Below are 19057 nucleotides of genomic sequence, written 5' to 3'. Positions count from 1 at the left end.
CATGTCCGCACGACGTACTCGGCGCCGGTTCTTCGCGGCGGTCGCCGTGCTGATCCTGCTGAGCCTGACGTGCGTGGTGGGACTGCCGGGATCGGCCGCGGCCGCCGGTGGATACGCGCTGTCGGTGTACGGCGGCACCGGATCGGCCGGCGCCCCGGTGGCCGGGCCGGTCGGCGCGAGCCCGATCGCCCACCCGGCCGCGATGACCAGGGACGCGAGCGGCACCGTGTGGGCGTTCGTCACCACGGGCTGCCGAGTGGTCAAGGTGACGACGGCCGGGACCCTGTCGGTGGTGGCCGGCAACGGGACCTGTGGGGCCGGTGTGGCCGGCAGCGCGCTCGCGTCACCGCTCTCCAGCACGGTCAAGTCGCTGGCCGTGGACAGCGGCGGCAATCTGTTCATCGGCGACAACGGCGCCGCGAAGATCTTCAAGGTGACGCCGGGCGGGACGCTGTCGGTGTTCGCCGGCAACGGCACCACCGTCGCGCCGGTCAACGGCGCCGCCACCTCGTCGGCGGTGCAGGCGGACAGCATGGCCGTCGACGGCTCCGACAATCTCTACGTCGGGTACATCAGCCGCTCGTACATCCTGAAGATCACCGCGGCCGGCGCGCTGACCCGGTGGGGCGGCACCGGCACGCCCGGCAACACCGGCACCGGACTGATCTCGCTGGCCCCGGTCAACCAGCCGGTCAGCCTGGCCGTCGACTCGTTCGGCAACGTGTACATCGGCGACGCCGGCAACCGCCGCGTCTACAAGGTGGTCCTGGGAACCCTGATCGTCTCCCCGTTCGCGGGTAACGGCACGCTCAACCCCCCGGTGCCGGGCAGCGCCACGTCGCCGGTGCCGTCCCCGAACGCGATGGCGGTCGACAGCACCGACACGCTCTTCGTCTACGAGGGCCTCAGCCACGAGGTGCTGTCGTTCAGCGGCCTGGGCGGCACGCCCACGCTGGTCGCGGGCAACGGATCCACCGGTACGCCCAACCCGGGCCTGGCCACCGGCTCGCCGCTGGGCAACTCGACCGCGCTGGTCGCCCCGGCCGCCGGCACGCTGCTGCTCGGCGACGCCGACAACAACTACCTGCTCCGTCTGGCGCCGCAGACGGTGCCGGGCGCGCCGACCGGGCTGGCCGCCACGCCCGGTCCGGGCAGCGCCACCCTGACGTTCAGCCCGCCGGCCAACGACGGCGGCAGCGCCGTCACCGGCTACGAGGTGACCACCAACGGCCTGACCTGGTCGTCGCTGGCCACCACCGGGGGCGGCACGAAGACCGGTACGGTCACCGGGCTGATCAACGGCGTCACCTACACGGTGCAGGTGCGCGCGGTGAACGCCATCGGGAACGGCGCGGCCGGCGGCAGCACGACGGTGACCCCGGCGACGACGCCCGGTGCGCCCACCGGCGTCGTCGCCACCGCCGGGAACACGGTGATCAACCTGGCCTTCCAGGGACCGGTCAGCGACGGCGGCAGTGCGCTCACCGGGTACGACTCGTCGATCGACAACGGCACCAGCTGGCAGCCGCTGACCGTCACCGGCACACTGCTGGCCCAGACGGCCACACTGAGCGGGCTGACCAACGCGACCGCATACACCGTGATCTTGCGGGCGCGCAACGCGATCGGCACCGGACCGGCCTCGGCCGGAGTGAGCGCCACCCCGCGCGGCTCACCCAACGCGCCGGCCGGGCTCACCGCCACGCCCGGCAACGGCATGCTGAGCCTGTCGTTCACCACGCCCGGCGACGGCGGCTACCCGATCCTCGCCTACCAGGTGTCCACCGATGACGGCGGCAACTGGGCGGTCCTGCCGGTGACCACCTCGGGTACGACCAACACCGCGACGGTCACCGGGCTGGCCAACGGTTCCGCCTATCAACTGCGGGTCCGGGCGGTGAACCTGGCCGGGGCCGGTGCCTCCAGCGCGGCCGTGCCGGTCGCGTTGGACGCGCTGGTGCCGGATACGCCGACCGGGCTGACCGCGGTGGCCGGCAGCACCACCGTCGCCCTGAACTTCCAGCCGCCCGCGTCCACCGGCGGCTCACCGATCACCGGCTACGAGGTGTCCACCGACAATGGCACGTCGTGGGGGCCGATCACGGTCACCGACGCGTTGCTGGCCAAGGCCGCGACCGTCACCGGGCTGGTCAACGGGACCACATACACGATCCGGCTGCGGGCGGTCAACGCGGTCGGGGCGGGACCGGCGGGCGCCGGCGTGACCGCCACACCGGTCGGGACTCCGTACCCGCCAACGGGTTTGACCGCGACCGCCGGCAACGGCCAGGCCGCACTCACCTTCACCACTCCCGGCACCGGCGGCTACCCGATCCTGAGCTACCAGGCCTCCACCGACAACGGCAGCACCTGGCTGCCGCTGACCGTCGCCACCGCGGGCACCACCAACAGCGCCACGGTGACCGGGCTCAGCAACGGGACGAGCTACCAGATCCGGGTGCGCGCGGTCAATCTCGCCGGCGGCGGCGCGGCCAGCACGGCCGTCACGGTCACCCCACCGGTGCTGCCGCCGGACGCCCCGGGCGGCCCGATCCTGGTCGCCGGCAACGAATCCCTGTCGGTGACGTTCACGCCGCCGGCCGCCTCCGGACCGAGCGCGGTCACCGGGTACGAGGTATCGGCCGACGACGGCGCGACCTGGTCGCCGTTCACCACGACGGCGGGCCTCGGCACCCGGAGCGGCACGGTCGCCGGGCTGACCAACGGAACCTCGTACGCCGTGCGGGTCCGCGCGCTGAACACCGCCGGGCCCGGGCCGGCCTCCACCGCCGCCAGTGCGATCCCGCGCGGCGCTCCCTACGCGCCCGCCGGGCTCGCGGCCACACCCGGCGACCGGCAGGCGACCGTCACCTTCACCACGCCGGCCGACGGCGGTTACCCGCTCTTCGGTTACCAGGTGTCCACCGACGACGGCGCGACCTGGGCCGGGCTGACCGTGACCACCTCCGGGACCGTCAACACCGGCACCGTCACGGGGCTGAGCAACGGCGTCACGTACGCGATCCGGGTCCGGGCCGTGAACCTGGGCGGCGCCGGCGCACCCAGCGCGGGCACCGCCGTGAGCCTGGCCGCGCTGCCCCCGGACGCCCCGACCGGGCTGATCGCGACGCCCGGCAACACCACTGTCGATCTCGCCTTCCAGCCGCCCGCCAACACCGGCGGCGGCCCGATCACCGGCTACCAGGTGTCGACCGACGACGGTGCCACCTGGGCCGCCATCGACACTACGGCCGCGCTGCTGGCCCGCACCGCGACCGTCACCGGGCTGACCAACGGTGTCACCTACGCCGTGCGGCTGCGGGCGGTCACCGCGGCCGGGGCCGGTGCCGCCGGCGCCGCCGCGAGCGCCACCCCGCGCGGCGCGCCCTACGCCCCGGGCGGACTCAACGCGGTCCGCGGCAACGGGCAGGCGGTGCTGACGTTCACCACCCCGGCCGACGGCGGGTATGCGATCACCGGCTACCAGGTGTCGACCGACGACGGTGCGACCTGGGCCACGCTGCCCGGCAACCGGGTCGTCACCGGGCTGACCAACGGTGTGGCGTACCCGATCCGGGTCCGCGCCACCAACCTGGCCGGCGCCGGCCAACCCAGCGCGGCCGTGACCGTGACCCCGGCGACCGTGCCCGGCGCGCCGACTTCGGTGGCCGCCGCCGCGGGCAACACCGAGGCCACCGTGGCCTACAACCCGCCCGCCTCGGACGGCGGCGCGGCCGTCACCGGCTACCAGGTGTCGGCCGACGACGGCATGACCTGGGCGCCGATGCCGGCCAACCGGGTCGTCACCGGGCTGACCAACGGGACCGCCTACCGGATCCGGGTGCGGGCGGTCAACGCGATCGGGGCCGGCTCGGCCAGCGCCGCGGCGACCGTCACGCCGGTGGCGGACACGCCCGACGCGCCGACCGGGCTGACCGCCACGCGCGGCGACCGCAGTGCCGTGCTGTCCTTCACGCCGCCGGTCAACCAGGGTGTCGGGCCGGTCACCGGCTACCAGGTGTCGGTCGACGACGGCGTGCACTGGGCCACGCTGGCCGCCGACCGCACCGTCACGGGGCTGAGCAACGGGGTCGCGTACACCGTGCGCGTGCGGGCCCTCAACTCGGCCGGCGCCGGCCCGGCCGGCCCGAGCGTCACCGTCACCCCGGCCACCACACCGACCGCACCGAGCGGGCTGAGCGTGGCCGCCGGCGACGGCCAGGCGGTGCTGTCCTTCACCGCGCCGGCCGACAACGGCGGCGACCCGATCACCTCGTACCAGGCCTCCACCGACGACGGCGCGAGCTGGGCCGCGCTGCCCGCCGACCGGACGGTCACCGGCCTGACCAACGGCACGACCTACGACTTCCGGGTACGCGCGGTCAACGGCGCCGGCCCGGGCGCCGCCAGTTCGTCCGTGCCGGCCACCCCGGCCCGGGTTCCCGGCGCACCCACCGGTCTCACCGCGACTCCCGGCGACAACCAGGCCGTGCTGGCCTTCACCGCACCCGGCGACGACGGCGGCGCGCCCGTCACCGGCTACCAGGTGTCGGTCGACGACGGCGCGACCTGGGCCGCCCTGCCCGCCGACCGGACCGTGACCGGGCTGACCAACGGCACCACCTACACCGTGCGGGTGCGGGCGCTCAACCGGGTCGGCGCCGGTCCGGCCGGCGACAACACCAGCGTCACCCCCGACGACGGACTGCCCGACGCCCCCACCGACCTGCACGTCGTCCGGGGGGACGCGTCGGTCACGGTGACGTTCACGCCCGGCGGGGGCGGCCCGACCGGCTACCAGGTGTCGACCGACGGGGGAACGACGTGGGCCCCGCTCGCCGCCGACGGGGTGGTCACCGGCCTGACCAACGGCACCGGCTACACCGTGGCCGTCCGGGCGGTCAACGCGGCCGGCGCCGGCCCGGCCACGCCCGGCGTCACGGTGACGCCCGCGACCGTGCCGGACGGGCCGTCCGGGCTGGTCGCCACGGCCGGTGACGGCCGCGCGACGCTGTCCTGGACGCCGCCCGGCGACGACGGCGGCGACCCGATCACCGGCTACCAGGTGTCCACCGACGACGGCGCGACCTGGGCCGCCCTGCCGGCGAACCGCGCCGTCACCGGGCTGAGCAACGGCACCACGTACGCCGTGCGGATCCGGGCGGTCAACGGCGTCGGACCCGGTGCCGCGACCGCGAGCGTGCCCGTGACCCCGGCGACCACGGCGGACGCACCGACCGGGCTCGGCGTCACCCGCGGCGACCGCAGCGCCACGCTGACCTTCACCGCGCCCGCCGACACCGGCGGCCGCCCGGTCACCGGCTACCAGGTGTCCACCGACGACGGCGCGAGCTGGGCCACGCTGCCGGCCGACCGGGTCGTGACCGGGCTGACCAACGGCGTCACCTACACGGTGCGGGTGCGGGCGGTGACGGCCGCCGGGCCCGGCGCCGCCGGCGACAGCGCCCTGGTCACCCCGGCCACCACGCCGGACGCCCCGGGCAACCTGGCCGCGTCGGCCGGCGACGCGCGGGCGGTGCTGATGTTCACCGACCCGGCCGACGGCGGCGACCAGATCACCGGCTACCAGGTGTCGCTGAACGACGGTGCGACCTGGGCCTCGCTGGCCGCCGACCGGACCGTGACCGGGCTGGCCAACGGCACCACGTACACGATGCGTGTCCGCGCGGTCAACGGGATCGGCCCGGGTCCCGCCTCCGGCAACGCCACCGCGACACCGATGGACGGCCTGCCCGGCGCCCCGACCGGCCTGACCGCGACCCGTGGCAACGCCGCCGTGACCCTGGACTTCACGGCACCGGCGGGCCCGGTCACCGGCTACGACGTGTCCACCGACGGCGGCGCCACCTGGACCGCGCTGGCCGCCGACCGGATCGTCACCGGGCTGGCCAACGGGACGGCGTACACGTTCCGGGTGCGGGCCCGCAACGCCACCGGTCCCGGACCGGCCAGCGGGCCGGCCACCGAGACCCCGGCCACCGTCCCCGGTGCGCCGGGAGGGCTCACCGCGACCGCCGGGGACCGCAGCGCCAACCTGGCCTTCAGTGGGCCCGGCGACGACGGCGGCGACCCGATCAGCGGGTACGAGGTGTCGCTGGACGACGGCGCCGGCTGGACCGCGCTGCCGGGCAACCGGACGGTCACCGGGCTGACCAACGGCCGCGCCTACACCGTCCGGGTACGCGCCGTGAACTCCGTCGGCGCCGGTCCCGCCTCCGGCAGTGCCACTGTCACCCCGGCGCCGGGAACGCCGGGCGCGCCGACCGGGCTGACCGCGACCCGGGGCGACGCGAGCGTCACGCTGGCCTTCACGCCGCCGGCCGGCCCGGTCACCGGCTACGAGGTGACCACCGACGACGGGGCGACCTGGGCCCCTCTGGCCGCCGGCGGCACCGTGACTTCGCTGGCCAACGGGACGGCGTACACCTTTCGGGTCCGTGCCCGGAACAACGCCGGGCCCGGGCCGGCCAGCGCCCAGGCCACCGCCGTGCCGGCCGGCGCCGCGTCCGCCCCGGCCGGGCTGGGCGCCACCCCGGCCGACTCCGCCGCCCACCTCACCTTCACCCGGCCCGCCGACGACGGCGGAACCCCGATCGCCGGGTACGAGGTGTCGGTCGACGACGGCACGAGCTGGGCCCCGCTGACCGTCGCCGGTACGAGCAGCCTCACCGCCACGGTCACCGGGCTGGACAACGGGACCTCGTATCCGATCCGGGTCCGCGCGACCACCGACGTCGGCCCCGGCGCGCCCAGCGATGCCGCCCCCGTCACGCCGGTGACCACGCCCGGGCCTCCCACCGGCCTCAACGCCTCGGCCGGCGACGCCCGCGCCACCCTCATCTTCACCGCACCCGCCACCGACGGCGGCACCCCGGTGACTGGCTACCAGGTGTCGCTGGACGACGGTGCGACCTGGGCGCCCCTGGCGGCCGACCGGGTGATCCCCGGTCTGACCAACGGCACCACCTACACCGTGCGGGTACGCGCGGTGAACGCCGCCGGCCCGGGCCCCGCCTCCGAGAGCGTGTCGGCGACCCCGGTCAGCGGCCTGCCCGGCGCCCCGACCGGCCTGACCGCCACCGGTGGCGACGCCTCCGCGACGCTGTCCTTCACTCCGCCGCCGGGGCCGGTCTCCGGCTTCGAGGTGTCCACCGACGACGGCTGGAACTGGGCCCCGCTCGCCGCCGACCGCCACGTGCTCGGGCTGACCAACGGCACCACCTACACCGTCCGGGTACGGGCCCTGAACGCCACCGGCGCCGGCCCCGCCTCGGGCAGCGCGACAGTGACACCGGCCGCCGTCCCGGGCCGGCCGGCCGGGCTTCGGGCCGTGTCCGGTGACGGCTCGGCGGCACTCAGCTTCACCGCCCCGGACGCCGGCGGCAGCCCGATCACCGGGTACGACGTGTCCCTCGACGACGGTGCCACCTGGGCTTCCCTGGCCGCCGACCGGGTGGTCACCGGCCTGGCCAACGGCACGACCTACGCGGTGCGGGTGCGGGCGGTCAACGGGGTCGGCGCCGGACCGGCCAGCGCGCGGGCCACTGTCACGCCGGCCGCCGTGCCCGGAGCGCCGACCGACCTGGCCGCGGTGGCCGGTGACCGGTCGGCCACCCTCAGCTTCACCGCCCCGGACGCCGGCGGCAGTCCGATCACCGGGTACGACGTGTCCCTCGACGACGGTGCGACCTGGGCCGTTCTGCCGGCCGACCGTGTCGTCACCGGCCTGACCAACGGCGCCACCTACAGGGTCCGGGTGCGGGCCCGCACCGATGCCGGCACCGGCCCGCCGTCGTCTCCGGCGACCGTGACGCCGCTGGCCGTGCCGGGTGCGCCGACCGGGCTCACCGTCACGCCCGGCGACACCCGGCTGACGCTCGCCTTCACCGCGCCCGCCGCGACCGGCGGCTCGCCGATCACCGGCTACCAGGTGTCCACCGACGACGGTGGGAGCTGGGCTTCGCTGGCGGCCGACCGGGTGGTCACCGGCCTGATCAACGGCACCACGTACGCGGTCCGGGTGCGGGCGGTGAACCAGGTCGGGGCCGGGCCGGCCAGTCTCGCCGGTGCGGGCACGCCCCGAACCGTCCCGGGTGCTCCGGCCAACCTGGTCGTCACGCCCGGCAACGCCGCGCTCGGTCTCGATTTCACCGCGCCCGGTGCGGACGGCGGCGCGGCGATCACCGGCTACCAGGTGTCGCTGGACAACGGCGCCACCTGGGCCGGCCTGCCCGCCGGCCGGGTAGTGACCGGGCTGGTCAACGGGACCACGTACGCGGTGCGGGTGCGGGCGGTGAACGCGGCCGGGGCCGGGGCGGCCAGTGCTTCCGCGACCGGGACCCCGGTCGACGGGTTGCCCGGCCCGCCGACCGGCCTGCGGGTCAGCCGGGGCAACGGGTCGGTCACGGTCTCGTTCGACCCGGGCGGCGGGCCGGTCACCGGCTACCAGGTGTCGACCGACGACGGCGTGACCTGGGCCGCCCTGGCCGCCGACCGGACGGTCAGCGGCCTGACCAACGGGGTCACCTACCGGGTCCGGGTCCGGGCGGTCAACGACACCGGCGCCTCCCCGGCGACCGCCGCCGTCGCTGTCACTCCGGCCACGACGCCGGGCGCGCCCACCGCGGTGACGGCCGCGCGCGGCGACCGCGGTGCCACTGTCACGTTCACGCCGCCGGCCGGCGACGGCGGGGACCCGATCACCGGGTACGAGGTGTCCACCGACGGCGGGGCCAGCTGGTCGGCGCTGGACGGGGACGGGCGGGTCACCGGGCTGACCAACGGGACGGCGTACGCCATCAAGGTGCGCGCCCGCAACGACGTCGGCGCCGGGCCGGCCAGCGTGCCCGTGGCCGTGACCCCGGCCGGCCCGCCCGCCGCGCCCACCGGCCTGGCCGCCGCCCCCGGCAACGGATCGGCCACCCTGACCTTCACCGCGCCGGACGCCAACGGCAGCCCGATCACCGGCTACCAGGTGTCGACCGACGACGGCGTGACCTGGGCCGCCCTGCCCGCCAACCGCATCGTCACCGGCCTGACCAACGGCACCACCTACGCGATCCGGGTCCGCGCGGTCAACGCCATCGGCGCCGGCGCCTCGAGCCGCGTCACCGTGACCCCGGCCGGCGGGCAACCCGACCGGCCCGGCGTGCCCGGCGACGTGACGGTGACCCGGGGCAACGCCTCGATCGTGGTCGCCCACAGCGCCGCGAGTGGTCCGGTGACCGGCTACCAGGTGTCGACCGACGACGGCGCCACCTGGGCCGCGCTGCCCGCCGACGGCCGGGTCACCGGGCTGACCAACGGTGTCACCTACGCCGTGCGGGTCCGGGCGCTGAGCGCGGATGGGCCGGGACCGGCCAGCGCGGCCCGGCCGGTGACGCCGGCGACGGTGCCGGACGCGCCGACCGCCGTACGGGCCGCGGCCGGTGACGCGTCGGCCGGCATCACGTTCACCGCCCCGGCGTCCACCGGCGGGTCGGCCGTCACGCGGTACGACGTGTCCCTCGACGACGGCGCGACCTGGGCTCCGCTGCCCGCCGACGGGGTGGTCACCGGGCTGACCAACGGCAGCACCTACGCCGTACGCGTCCGGGCCGTCAACGACGTCGGCGCCGGCCCGGCCAGCACCTCGGCGACGGTGACCCCGGTCCTGGGCCGGCCGGGCGCGCCGTCCGGCCTGACCGTGGCCCGCGGTGACGGGTCGCTGACGGTCACGTTCACCCCGGCCGGCGGCGACCCGACCGGCTACCAGGTATCGGTCGACGGCGGTGCGACCTGGACGGCCCTGCGCGCCGACGGGGTGGTCGCCGGGCTGACCAACGGCACCACCTACGTCGTCGCGGTGCGGGCGGTCAACGCCTCCGGCCCCGGACCGGCCACTCCCGGCGTGACGGTGACGCCGGCGACCGTTCCGGCCGCGCCGACCGGCATCGTCGTCGTCTACCGGGGCACCGCCGCCACCGTCACCTTCACCGCTCCGGCGTCCACCGGTGGCGCCGCGATCACCGGCTACCAGGTCTCCCTGGACGACGGCGCGACGTGGCGGCCGCTGCCCGTCACCGGGACCGACCGGCTGACCGGGACGGTGACCGGGCTGACGGCCGGGGCGGATTACACCGTGCGGGTACGCGCGGTCAACGACGCCGGCGCGGGCCCGGGCAGCGACGACTACGCGGTCGGGCGCACGCCCGCCGCCCCGACCGGCGTGCGGGTGGCACGGGACGGGAGCACGGCCACGGTGACGTTCACGCCGCCGGAGGACGAGACCGTCACCGGGTACGAGGTGTCGTTCGACGACGGCGCGACGTGGGCCACGCTCGACGGAAGTGGCCTGGTGACCGATCTGTCGGACACGGCGACCTACGTCGTGCGGGTGCGGGCGGTCAACGACTTCGGCGCGGGTACGCCGAGCGAGGCCGTGGTCTCCGCCCTGACCCCGGCCCCGGCGACGGGTCTGGTCGCCACCGGGGGAGTGGCGTCGATCGTGGTCGGCTGGACCGCCCCGGCCGACAGCCCGGTGCCGGTCACTAGCTACCGGGTCGTCGCCGATCCGGGCCCGGCGACGTGCACGGCCGACGCCGCCACCACGTCCTGCCTGCTCGGGGCTACGGCCGGCGTGACGTACACGATCCATGTGGTGACCGTGGCCGGCGACCGGTCGACGACCTCGGCCGAGTCGGTCACCGCGACCGCCGCCGCGCCGACGGTCCCGGGCACACCGCCGGCCGCGACGCCAACCCTGACCACCGACCGCGGCCCGATCACCCGGGCCGAGCCGGGCGACCGGTTCGTGGTCGAGGGCGACGGGTATGCCGCGTTCTCGAGCGTGACGATCGTCGTCTACTCCACGCCGCGCATCCTGGCCCGTACGGTCGCCGACATCGACGGCCACATCGCCCAGGCCGTCACCCTGCCCACGGATCTCGCCGCCGGCCGGCACACGCTGATCGCCACCGGCGTCGATCCGCGCGGCGCCGTGCTCGCTCAGAGCCTCGCCTTCACGGTGGCCGCCGCCGCGCCGACGCCGGCGCCCACGAGCCCGTCGCCCAGCGCCTCGACCGGCTCGCCGGCCACCACCCCCGCCCCGGGCCCGGCCGCGGGTGGAGGGGGCGACGGCTGGATGCCGAAGACCGGTCAGAACGTCGCGCTCGTAGCCCTGGCCGGTCTGCTCCTGATCGCCGCCGGCGGCACCCTCCTGCTGATCCGCCGACGCTGATCTTCAACACGGACAGTATCTGTCCGAGGATCGGCGAGCCGCTTCAGAAGACGTTGCTTCCCATGGTGATGGCTTATTTAGACAGGAGTCGGAGCGCTCCCATGACTATCACTCACAGTGATCTGAACTCATCCGAACGGACGGGATCGCCTCGGGTGAACGGGGGATTCGTGATCTTCCCTCGATCCGGCTCCGGCGTCGGCCCGTACGGGCAGGCAACGAAGCGCGGGTTACGCCCCGATGGCACAACCCCCCAACGCCGCGCTCCACACAGGAGGAGTTCAGACTCCATGGCAAACTCCACGCGCCGGACGATCCTCGGCCTCGGCATCGCGGCCGTCACGATCACGATGGGCGCCGTGACCTACACGGCCTCCGCCGCCGAGCAGACGCGGCCGCCGCGTCCGGTCGCCGGCCGGCCGACCCCCGGGCGGCCGGCACCGAGCCGCCCGGCTCCGGGGCGGCCGACGCCGACGCCGGTCGCCTCCGCGCCCGCCAACCTCACCCCCGACCCGGCCCTGGGTGAGCGCCCGCTCTTCAGCGCCCGTGTGGTGGACGGGGTGCAGACCTACACGTGCTCCGGCGGCCAGTACGGCGGGGCGTCCGTCCCCGAGGCCGACCTGGTCGGTGCCCGCGGCCTGGAGATCCACCACTTCAAGGGCCCGAGCTGGCAGTCCGAGGAGGATGACTCGCTGGTCACGGCCAAGGCGATCGCCAACTCGCCGGTCACCGGCTCGATCCCGCAGCTGCTGCTCGAGGTGACCAGCCACAGCGGCCCGGCCGACGGCATCATGGCCAAGGTCAAGCACATCCAGCGGCTCAACACGTCGGGCGGCACCCCGGACCTGACCGACGAGTGCACCGACGGCGACACCGACGACCGCGACTACCGGGCCACCTACGTGTTCTGGGGCTGATCGGGGGCGGGCCGCCTCGCCGGAAGTGACGGCGGGGCGGCCGCGCGGTAGCGGACACGTCCGGTCCTGCACGTGGGTCAGGCTCGTCGTTTGCTCTGAGCGCTTGACACGCACGCGCTCCTTATCGATTATCAATACATCGAGAATCGATAAGGAGGCGCCGTGAGGTTGATTCGTGGACTGCTCCGGCTCATGGCCGCGGGCGACATCCTGGCCGTCGCCGCCATCGTGCTGCAGCTCGACGGGCCGGGCACCCGCCGCTTCGAGGTTGCGCCGTCGGCCCTGCCGGTCGGCCAGCCGTCGACCGGTCTGCGGATCCAGGCCGTCAGCGTGACCGTCGAGCACCCCACCACCGGCCAGACGCTGCTCGACCTGCTCGCCGGCCCGCTGCCGTTCGCCCTGGCCACCCTGCCGATGATCTGGTACGCGCTACGCCTGCTCGACCGGATCGCCGACGCGCAGCCGTTCACCGAGGCCGTCGCGGCCGGACTGCGCCGCCTGGGCGTGATCGTGCTGATCGCCGCCGGGGCGTCCGAGGTGGTCCGGGCGGCCGGCCTCTTCCTGCTGGAGTCCACGGTGGTCCCGCCCGGCGAGCGGATGGTCCTGCTCGACTTCACCTTCAGCGCGTGGTGGGTGGTGCTCGCGCTGGTGCTGTTCGCGTTCGCTCAGATCATCGGGTACGGGCGGCAGCTGCGCGCCGAACTCGACGAGGTCATCTGATGCCGCCGGAGGAACAGCACCGCGTCGTCCTACACCTGGACGCGCTGCTCGCCGAGCGCGGCCTCACCCTGACCGAGCTGGCCGACCGGGTCGGCCTGACCCTGGCCAACCTGTCCATCCTCAAGAACGGCCGGGCCAAGGCCATCCGGTTCAGCACGCTCACCGCCCTGTGCGACGTGCTCGCCTGCCAGCCCGGCGACCTGCTCGAGGTCACCGGGCGGCTCACCCGGCGGTGACGGGCGTGCCGGTCGCCCGGCCCGACGTCAGTGGGCGGTGATGGGCGTGCCGGTCGCCCGGCGCGATGTCACTCGCCGGTGAAGACGGGGGTACGACGCCGCAGGCTGGCCTCGATCCCCTCGGCGCTGTCCCGGGTCGCCCAGAGCACCTTCTGCTCGGCCAGTTCGTGGTCCAGGGCCGCGCGGACCCGGGCCGCGAGATCGCCGCGCAGGGTGGCCCGGACCGACCGGACGGCCAGCGGGGCCGACGCGGCGATCTGTGCGGCCAGGGCGTGTGCGGTCGCCCGCAGGGTGCCGGGTTCGGCCAGGCGGTCGGCCAGTCCGAGGCGTACGGCCTCCTCGCCGCCCACTCGGCGGGCGGTCAGCAACAGGTCGGCCGCCGCCTGCCGGCCCACGATCGCGGGCAGCGTGACGCTCAGCCCGAAACCCTGGTGGAAGCCGAGCCGGACGAAGTTGGCCACGAACCGGGTCGACGGCTCGGCCACCCGGAAGTCAGCCGCACAGGCCAGCCCCAGCCCGCCACCGACGGCGCTGCCCTGCACCGCGGCGACGATCGGGGTGCGTACCTCGAAAAGCCGTATCGCGCTGCGGTAGAGACCCTCCGCGGCGGCGGCCCGGTCGCGGACGAAGTCGCCGGTGCCGAGGTCCGCGCCGGCACAGAAGTGCTTGCCCTCCGAGGCCAGGACGATCACCCGGCAGCCGGGGTCGTCGTCGAGTTCGGCGGCGGCGCCGGCGATCCGGGCCAGCAGCGCCTCGTCGACGTGGTTGGCCGGCGGACGCCGCATCTCCAGCCGGGCCACGCCGTCGGCCACGGTCACCGACAGATCCGCGGGCGCGGCCGGATCGCGGGTGAAGAAGACGCGGCGGAAGCCCTCGTCCTGGGTGCGGTGCGTCTCGCGGTAGCCGCGGCGGGCGTACCAGGCGAGGTTCTCGGTCATCGCCTCGTTGGTGTAGAGCCGCAGTTCGGCGTACCCACCGGAAACCGCCTCCTGGTCGGCCAGCGCGAGCAACCGCCGGCCGACGCCCGTGCCCTGCGCGCCCGGGTCCACCGCGACCGTCTCCACGTGCAGGTAGCCGTCCTCCGGGACGAGGACGAGCACCCCGGCGATCCGGCCGTCGATCTCGGCCACCCGGCAGTGCCCACGCCCGATCGGTACGGCGTAGTCGACGCCCATCGGCATCGGCTCCCGCCCGATCCGCGGGACGTACTTCTCGAACGCCCGCCGCACGACGTCCAGGACGGCGGCGGTGTCGGCGGGCTCGGCGGGGCGCAGATGTACTACGGGCATGTAGCCATTAAAGGCGGCCCGGTCAGCGGTCGTAGTGATACGGGCGTCGCGAGCGATAGGCCGGCCGCCGGTTCCGCAGGTCCCGCCGCACCATCCAGACACCGAACCCGACCAGGACGACCAGCGCGCCGATGATCACCGGCAGGCTCACCCAGGGCTTGTCCGGCCGGGTCTGGGCCACCGGGTTCAGCGCCGCCGGTGGACTCGACGCCGCCGACGGATCCGGTGCGGCCGGAAGCTCCTTGTAGTCGACCAGCCCGCTGCTCTCCAGCAGCGTCAGGTGGGTCATGACGAACTGGTTGGCCTGCTGCGCGAGCTTGCGTACGACGTCGTTGCGGGTGCTCGTGCGGACCGTCGCGATGGCCGGGAAGATCTTGCCGTGCGCGGCCCGCAGCCGGTCGACGTAGATCTGGTCGAACTCCTTGCCCTCGGGCGCCTCGCGCATCTCGGCCAGCCACCCCTGCTGGTCGGCGTTGGGCTTGTCGGGCAGCTTGACCTTCAGCTTCTTGGCCGCGTCGCGGGCGAACGCGTCCAGCCGCCGGTGCTGGTCGGCGATGTCCCGGCCGATCTCGCGGACGCGCGGGTTCTTGGACTTCTCGACCGCCATCTCGCCCGCCGGGATCTCCCACAGCCCCGCCAGCCGCACCTTGACGACCAGGTCGCGGTCGGCCGCGGAGATCGCACCCCGGTTGGTGTCGTCCTGCAACTCGCCCGGCGGCACCGGCACGCCCGGCTCGGCGGCGTCGGCCGCCCGCCCCGGCTCGAGCAGGAGCAACGCCACTGCCGCGAGCGCGGGCCCCCACAGACGACCCCAGCGACGCATAAGATCTCCTCCCGCCAGCGGCACACCGACACGCCTGTCCGGCCGGTGATACGCACCACAGCATCGAAGAGATCAACGTTGCGAGAAATTCTCGCGGCCGAGCGTCACCCGAGGTTGGTGACCGCGGCTCGCAGCAGGGGCCAGAATCGGTCGACGTCGAGGCCGACCGCGACCTCGGTGGCGGCCGGGCGGCCGGTGCGGTGGTGCAGGTCGACCACCGTCGCCCCGCGGGTGTACGCGCCGGCCAGCTCGACCGCGACCGGAGCGGTGACGGTCCGGACCAGCGACGGGTCGATCACGGCGGCCACCGCGATCGGATCGTGGACGGGCGGGTGCGGTATCCCGAAGGTCCGCAGGTAGGCGCCCGCGAAGAACACCATCAGATCGGCGCAGACGTCGCCGAGCCGGGTGCCGATGGCGCGGAACCCGGCGATGACCTCGGGCGTGGCCAGGGCCTGATGGGTGACGTTGAGGCCGACCATGGTGACCGGGAGCCCGGAGCGCAGCACGACGTCGGCCGCCTCCGGGTCGGTGACGATGTTGAACTCGCCGTACGGTGTGGTGTTGCCCCGCGCGGTCGAGCCGCCCATGAGCACGATCCGGCGCAGGTTCCGCCGCGCCGCCGGATGCGTCCGCAGCAGCATCGCCACGTTGGTCAGCGGGCCGGTCGGGATCAGCGTGACCGGCTCGGGGGAGTCGGCGATCAGCCCCCGCATCAGCTCGACCGCGTGCTCGCCGGCCACCGGCGCCACCGGCACGTCCAGGTCGGGCCCGTCCAGCCCCGACTCGCCGTGGATGTCGGCCGCGACGTCCAGCTCGCCGACCAGCGGCCGGTCGCAGCCCGCGGCCACCGGCACGGCCGAGGCCCCGGCCAGGGCGAGCATCCGTTGCGCGTTGCGGGTGGTCTTGTCGAGGGTCTGGTTGCCGGCCACGGTCGTCACCCCGAGCAGCCGCAGCCGTGGGTCACCGGCCGCCAGCAGCAGCGCCAGCGCGTCGTCATGTCCGGGGTCGCAGTCGATGATCACCGGCACCGTCACCACTCGACGATAATCACCGGCGGGGTGAGCGGGCCCATCTTCCCCGCATTCGGGAGCGGCCGATGTTCGACTCGGATCTGTTCGACGTGGCGCCCTACGCCGGCTTCGATCCCGGGCCGGTGGTCCGCCGGACCAGGTGCAGCTGGACCGACGCGGGCTGGCGGTCCCTGCTGGTGCAGCACTTCACGCACGCGCCCGCGGCCGACGAGCTGATCCTCCCGGCGGTCGCCGACCTGCACCTGGTGCTGGTCACCGGGGGCGAGGCGACGATGGAGACCTCGATGGCGCGGGGCTGGCGGCGCCGGCGCTGGACCCCGGGGCACCTGGAGGCGATGCCGCCGCACCGGGCGACCCGGCACCGGTACCGGGGCGCGCGGTCGCTGCGGACGGTGCAGGTGCATCTGCCCGGCGTCACGCTGGCGCGGGCGGCGGCCGAGCTGGAGGTGCGCCCGGCCGACCCGGAGGTGCTGCCGGCGGCGGCCGGGCCGCTGGTCGCCGAGATGATCCGTACGCTCGGCAGCGCCCCTCCGGCCGGTGACCTCTACGCCGAGTCGGCGGCCGCGTTCCTCGCCGCGCATCTGGTCGCCGGGAACGCGGCCGAGCGCCGGCTGCCGGCCGAGGACGCACGGGTCCGCCGGGCGCTCGTGGTAATGCGCGAACGCCTGGCCGAGCCGCTGACCCTGGCCGAGCTGGCCGGCGAGGTGCACCTGAGCGTCTACCACTTCGTCCGGGTGTTCCGGGACGCGGTCGGCGAGACGCCGCACCGGCACCTGACCCGGATGCGGATCGAGGAGGCGCGGCGGCTGCTCGACGGGACCGGGCTGACCGTGGCCGCGGTGGCCGAGCGGTGCGGGTTCGCCGGCCCGGAGGCGTTCTCGGCGGCGTTCCGGCGGCACACCGGGGTGCGTCCGTCGGCGTACCGCAATTCCTGACCGGCCGGAGCGCAAGCGTACGCATGGGCTCACGATCTTGATCTGCCTAACGTCGGCCGGGTGACCCACTCCTATTCCGTGACCGCCGCCTCCGCCGCGTCGCCCGAGCGGGTCTTCGACGTCCTGACCCACGGCGCGACCTGGCCGTCGTGGTCGCCGATCGACGAGTTCAAGCCGGCCGGCGGTGGCGACCCGGACGGGCCGCAGGGCGTCGGCGCCGTCCGGCTGTTCCGCACCGGACGCCAGGTCAGCCGCGAACCGATCGTCGAGCTGGTGCCGGCCCGCCGTTTCGTCTACGTCAACGAGTCGCCGCCGTGGCGCCACTACCGCGGTGTCGTCGATCTCGCGCCCTCGGCCGCCGGTGGCACGCTGATCACGTGGTCCGGCACCTTCACGCCGCTGACCCGGGGCACCGGCTGGTTCTGGCGGCTCTTCCTGACCGCCTTCATGCGGCGGATGGCCAACGGACTCGCGGCGTACGCGGCCGGTCCCCGGCCGGGATGACGGTCGCCCGGGCAGGGTCCACCATGGACTTCCGAGGGCCGGCCGAGGTTGCCCCGGAACGGTCGTTTGCGCCCGGTGGTTATCGTCGGCCCCCGGCCGGGGCATCGACCATGTACTCTCCCCGGTCGAGTTGTTGATCACACGGGGGCCGCAGCGATGAGCAAGAAAGTCCGGAAGACGCCGGTGTGGGCGGTTGTCCTCATCGTGTTCGGCTCGTTGCTGACTGTGGGTGGCGGTGGCGGCGCGGTCGCCAGTCAGGCCCTGGCCGCCCGTTATGCCGGCGCGGTGCAGACTCAGGACCTGTTCGGCGAGGCGGTCACCGAGGAGGAAGCCAAGAGCGACATCAAGGGTCCGCTCAACTTCCTGCTCGTCGGCATCGACCCGCGTAAACCCGAGACGCCGCCGCTGGCCGACTCCATCATGGTCGTGCACATTCCGGCGACGCTCGACGCGGCGTACATCTTCTCGATCCCGCGCGACACCTACGTCGAGATCCCGGCCTTCGCCAAGTCCGGCACCGGCGCCCAGCGCGGCAAGATCAACGGCGCGATGTCGATCGGCTCGCAGGTCCGGGGCAAGCCGCTGCCCAGCGCCGCGCAGGGTTTCGAGCTGCTCAGCAAGACGGTGTCGAAGCTGACCGGGATCAAGAAGTTCGACGCCGGCGCGATCATCAACTTCGACGGCTTCAAGCGGGTCGTCGACGCGATGGGCGGCATCGACCTCTACGTCGACGAGCGCACGGTCTCCGAGCACCTGGCGCCGGACGGCAAGGGGCGCCCGTACCATCCGCAGTTCCGCGGCGACGAACACCCGTACACCGGCCCGAAGAAGACCTACGAGATCGGCAACCATCACTTCAAGGGCTGGGAGGCCCTGGACTTCGCCCGGCAACGTTACGGCCTCAAAGGCACCGACTACGGCCGCCAGCGGCACCAGCAGCAGGTGATGAAGGCGATCGCCAAGAAGGCCGGCAGCAGCGACGTGATCACCAACCCGGTCAAGCTGGACAAGGTGCTGACCGCGGCGGGCAAGTCGCTGACCTTCAACGGCCGCGGCAAGACGGTCCTCGACTACGCCTTGGCGATGAAGGGCCTGCGCCCCGACAACATCACCACCATCAAGCTGGTGGGCGGCCGCTACCCGGTCAGCGGAACCTACCTGGGCGAAAAACTGGTACCCGCCACCGACGACCTGTTCGAGGCCATCCGCACCGAGAAGATCGACGAATTCCTGCTCCTGAACCCGGAATTCCTGAACACCAACGCGGCGGCCAAGAAAGGGTCGGACTGATCGGAGTCGGCATTCCGCGCCGGTCGGGAACACGACTGGGCGGAACGCTCGCCCCGCACCGGCGTGCACC

The 19057-nt window shown here is 74.5% G+C and carries 10 protein-coding genes; 7 read left to right on the top strand and 3 right to left on the bottom strand.

Annotated features, from left to right (window positions below; translation table 11 throughout):
* The first annotated feature begins 1 nt into the window (after nt 1).
* The 4 genes from ACGFIO_RS13165 (at nt 2) to ACGFIO_RS13150 (ending at nt 13112) form a co-directional block, all read left to right on the top strand.
* A complete protein-coding gene (locus ACGFIO_RS13165; RefSeq protein WP_392825932.1) occupies nt 2–11239 on the top strand; it encodes a fibronectin type III domain-containing protein in 11238 nt (3745 codons plus the stop codon).
* A gap of 290 nt (nt 11240–11529) precedes the next feature.
* A complete protein-coding gene (locus ACGFIO_RS13160) occupies nt 11530–12156 on the top strand; it encodes a DUF3455 domain-containing protein (protein ID WP_392825930.1) in 627 nt (208 codons plus the stop codon).
* A 162-nt stretch (nt 12157–12318) separates the two neighbouring features.
* A complete protein-coding gene (locus ACGFIO_RS13155; protein WP_392825928.1) occupies nt 12319–12876 on the top strand; it encodes a DUF2975 domain-containing protein in 558 nt (185 codons plus the stop codon).
* Nucleotides 12876–13112 carry a helix-turn-helix domain-containing protein gene (locus ACGFIO_RS13150; protein WP_392825925.1) on the top strand — a complete coding sequence of 79 codons (237 nt, stop codon included), beginning with the start codon at nt 12876–12878 and terminating at the stop codon, nt 13110–13112. The genes ACGFIO_RS13155 and ACGFIO_RS13150 overlap by 1 nt, the downstream gene beginning before the upstream one ends.
* A gap of 68 nt (nt 13113–13180) precedes the next feature.
* Here ACGFIO_RS13150 and ACGFIO_RS13145 read toward each other — a convergent pair whose 3' ends face one another.
* From ACGFIO_RS13145 to ACGFIO_RS13135, 3 genes are all read right to left on the bottom strand, one after another.
* Nucleotides 13181–14401, bottom strand: coding sequence for a GNAT family N-acetyltransferase (locus ACGFIO_RS13145; protein WP_392825922.1), 1221 nt, complete (start codon nt 14399–14401; stop codon nt 13181–13183).
* 22 nt (nt 14402–14423) lie between these two features.
* Nucleotides 14424–15224 (bottom strand): DUF4142 domain-containing protein, encoded by an 801-nt coding sequence (locus ACGFIO_RS13140; protein ID WP_392825920.1) that lies wholly within the window; start codon nt 15222–15224, stop codon nt 14424–14426.
* 104 nt (nt 15225–15328) lie between these two features.
* On the bottom strand, nt 15329–16261 hold the full coding sequence (locus ACGFIO_RS13135) for a nucleoside hydrolase (protein WP_392825918.1): 933 nt from the start codon (nt 16259–16261) through the stop codon (nt 15329–15331).
* A 62-nt stretch (nt 16262–16323) separates the two neighbouring features.
* Between ACGFIO_RS13135 and ACGFIO_RS13130 the strand changes: the two genes are divergently transcribed.
* The 3 genes from ACGFIO_RS13130 (at nt 16324) to ACGFIO_RS13120 (ending at nt 18987) form a co-directional block, all read left to right on the top strand.
* Nucleotides 16324–17193: a helix-turn-helix domain-containing protein gene (locus ACGFIO_RS13130; RefSeq protein WP_392825916.1), complete on the top strand. Its 870-nt coding sequence runs from the start codon at nt 16324–16326 to the stop codon at nt 17191–17193.
* A gap of 60 nt (nt 17194–17253) precedes the next feature.
* Complete coding sequence (locus ACGFIO_RS13125; RefSeq protein ID WP_392825914.1) at nt 17254–17697, top strand: SRPBCC family protein; 444 nt, start codon at nt 17254–17256, stop codon at nt 17695–17697.
* A 156-nt stretch (nt 17698–17853) separates the two neighbouring features.
* The gene (locus tag ACGFIO_RS13120; protein WP_392825912.1) at nt 17854–18987 is read left to right on the top strand and encodes an LCP family protein; all 1134 of its coding nucleotides are present in this window, start codon (nt 17854–17856) and stop codon (nt 18985–18987) included.
* The last annotated feature ends 70 nt before the right edge of the window (nt 18988–19057 follow it).

Source organism: Actinoplanes sp. NPDC049265 (assembly GCF_043197135.1).
GTDB lineage: Bacteria > Actinomycetota > Actinomycetes > Mycobacteriales > Micromonosporaceae > Actinoplanes.
This window is presented reverse-complemented; position numbering and strand designations above follow the sequence as displayed.

Bases quoted from the DNA above. Each gene is read 5' to 3' on its own strand.
- ACGFIO_RS13165 (WP_392825932.1), top strand. From the start codon at position 2: ATGTCCGCACGACGTACTCGGCGCCGGTTCTTCGCGGCGGTCGCCGTG.
- ACGFIO_RS13160 (WP_392825930.1), top strand. From the start codon at position 11,530: ATGGCAAACTCCACGCGCCGGACGATCCTCGGCCTCGGCATCGCGGCC.
- ACGFIO_RS13150 (WP_392825925.1), top strand. From the start codon at position 12,876: ATGCCGCCGGAGGAACAGCACCGCGTCGTCCTACACCTGGACGCGCTG.
- ACGFIO_RS13145 (WP_392825922.1), bottom strand. From the start codon at position 14,401: ATGCCCGTAGTACATCTGCGCCCCGCCGAGCCCGCCGACACCGCCGCC.
- ACGFIO_RS13140 (WP_392825920.1), bottom strand. From the start codon at position 15,224: ATGCGTCGCTGGGGTCGTCTGTGGGGGCCCGCGCTCGCGGCAGTGGCG.
- ACGFIO_RS13130 (WP_392825916.1), top strand. From the start codon at position 16,324: ATGTTCGACTCGGATCTGTTCGACGTGGCGCCCTACGCCGGCTTCGAT.
- ACGFIO_RS13120 (WP_392825912.1), top strand. From the start codon at position 17,854: ATGAGCAAGAAAGTCCGGAAGACGCCGGTGTGGGCGGTTGTCCTCATC.